The sequence below is a fragment of the Granulicella sp. L60 genome, assembly GCF_009765825.1.
In the GTDB taxonomy this organism is placed as follows: Bacteria; Acidobacteriota; Terriglobia; order Terriglobales; family Acidobacteriaceae; genus Edaphobacter.
On the sequence record NZ_LMUR01000008.1, the window covers coordinates 2,016 to 3,968 of the forward strand.

The 1,953-nt window shown below is 59.5% G+C and carries 1 protein-coding gene; it reads left to right on the top strand.

The annotated features are described in order from the left end of the window. A partial coding sequence (locus GSQ82_RS03280; protein ID WP_216847008.1) for an AMP-binding protein occupies positions 1-1,953 on the top strand: 1,953 nt, incomplete at both ends.

Consider the following 1,953-nt stretch of genomic DNA (forward strand, 5'->3'; position numbering starts at 1 on the left):
GCGTACTGGTCAACGAGCTGAGCGCGTTTTATACAGCGTTTCTGCGTGGCGAAGAAGATCCTCTTCTTCCGCTGCCCATTCAGTATGCGGATTATGCTGTCTGGCAGCGGGAGTGGATCGAGGGGGAGGTGCTGCAGCAGCAGGCGGCGTACTGGAAGACGGCGCTGGCCGATGTACCCACATTGCTGGAGTTGCCCGCTGACCATCCGCGGCCTGTGCAGACGGACTATGCCGGGGCCTTCGCACCCCTGATGCTGGACGAGCAGTTGACGGCGGGGTTGAGGGATCTGAGCAGACGTCATGGCGCCACGCTCTATATGACGCTTCTGGCGGGCTGGGCGGTTCTGCTGGCCAGGCTGTCGGGCCAGCAGGATCTGGTGGTGGGCACACCGACGGCCAACCGGGGCCGGGCGGAGATCGAGAGCCTGATCGGCTTCTTCGTCAACATGCTGCCTATGCGTATCGATCTGTCGGGATCGCCGACGGTGAGCGATCTGCTGGCCCAGGTAAAGGCACAGAGCATCGCGGCACAGCATCATCAGGATATCCCCTTCGAGCAGGTGGTGGAGATCCTGCAGCCGGTGCGCAGCCTCTCTCATAGTCCGTTGTTCCAGGTCATGTTCGCATGGCAGAACAACGAACCGGGCACACTGGAACTTCCCGGACTTGAGCTCCAGCCTCTCAGATCGTCGCCGCACCGGATAGCCAAATTCGACATGGCCCTGTCGCTGGGAGAAATCGGTCAGAAGATCACAGGGGGCCTGGAGTATGCCACGTCGCTGTTCGAGCGGGAGACGATCGAACGGTATCTGGGCTACTTCCGCAAGCTGCTGGAGGCCATGGTGGCCGATGAGGCCCAGCAGATCGATCGCCTTCCCGTGCTGCCTGAGTCGGAGCGCCGGCAGGTGCTTTACGAGTGGAACGACACGAAGACGGAGTATCCGTCGAACCGGTGCGTGCATGAGCTGTTCGAAGCGCAGGTGGGGCGGACGCCGGCTGCGGTTGCGGTGGTATTCGAATACGAAGAACTGAGCTATGGCGAGCTGAACGCCCGGGCCAACCAGCTGGCGCATCATCTGCGGGAACTGGGAGTAAAGCCGGACGACCGTGTGGCGATCTGTGTGGAGCGCGGCTTCGAGATGATCATCGGTCTGCTGGGCGTGCTCAAGGCTGGAGGCGCCTACGTGCCGCTCGATCCCGCCTACCCGGTGGAACGACTGCGCTTCATGTTGGAGGACTCCGGGCCGGTGGCGCTGCTGACCCAGGCTGCTCTCCAGAACCTCTTCGAGGACCTGCAGCTGCCGATGGTTGAGCTCGACGATGAGAACGCCGCATGGCGGAATCAGCCGGACTCGAACCCCGACCCGCACTCGATCGGGCTGAACTCATCGCATCTGGCCTACATCATCTACACCTCCGGCTCCACCGGAACGCCTAAAGGCGTCATGGTCGAACATGCTTCCCTGGTAAATTTTCTTTACTCTATCGAACGAACGGTTGGCGTTGAGCCGATTGACTCGTTGCTCGCCGTGACTACATTCTCCTTCGACATTGCTGCGCTTGAATTCTATTTGCCACTAATAGTGGGTGCTCGTGTGGTTATGGCTAGACAACACAACTCTTCTGATCCTGCTGGCTTGATCAGATATCTACAGCGCGGAATCACGGTGCTGCAGGCGACACCGGCCACTTGGAGAATGCTTTTTGAAGCTGGCTGGCAAAACACGATCGAGGTTAAGGCACTTTGTGGCGGGGAGGCTCTTAGCCAAAGTTTATCCGAGAGTTTATTCACCCACAGTTCTTCGGCGTGGAATTTGTATGGCCCCACAGAGACAACCGTTTGGTCTTTAGTAAAGAGACTCAGCGACAGTCGGGGGCCTATTCCCATAGGCCGTCCGATCGGGAACACGCAAGTGTACATATTGGATGCGCATGGGGAGCCTGTGCCTGTGG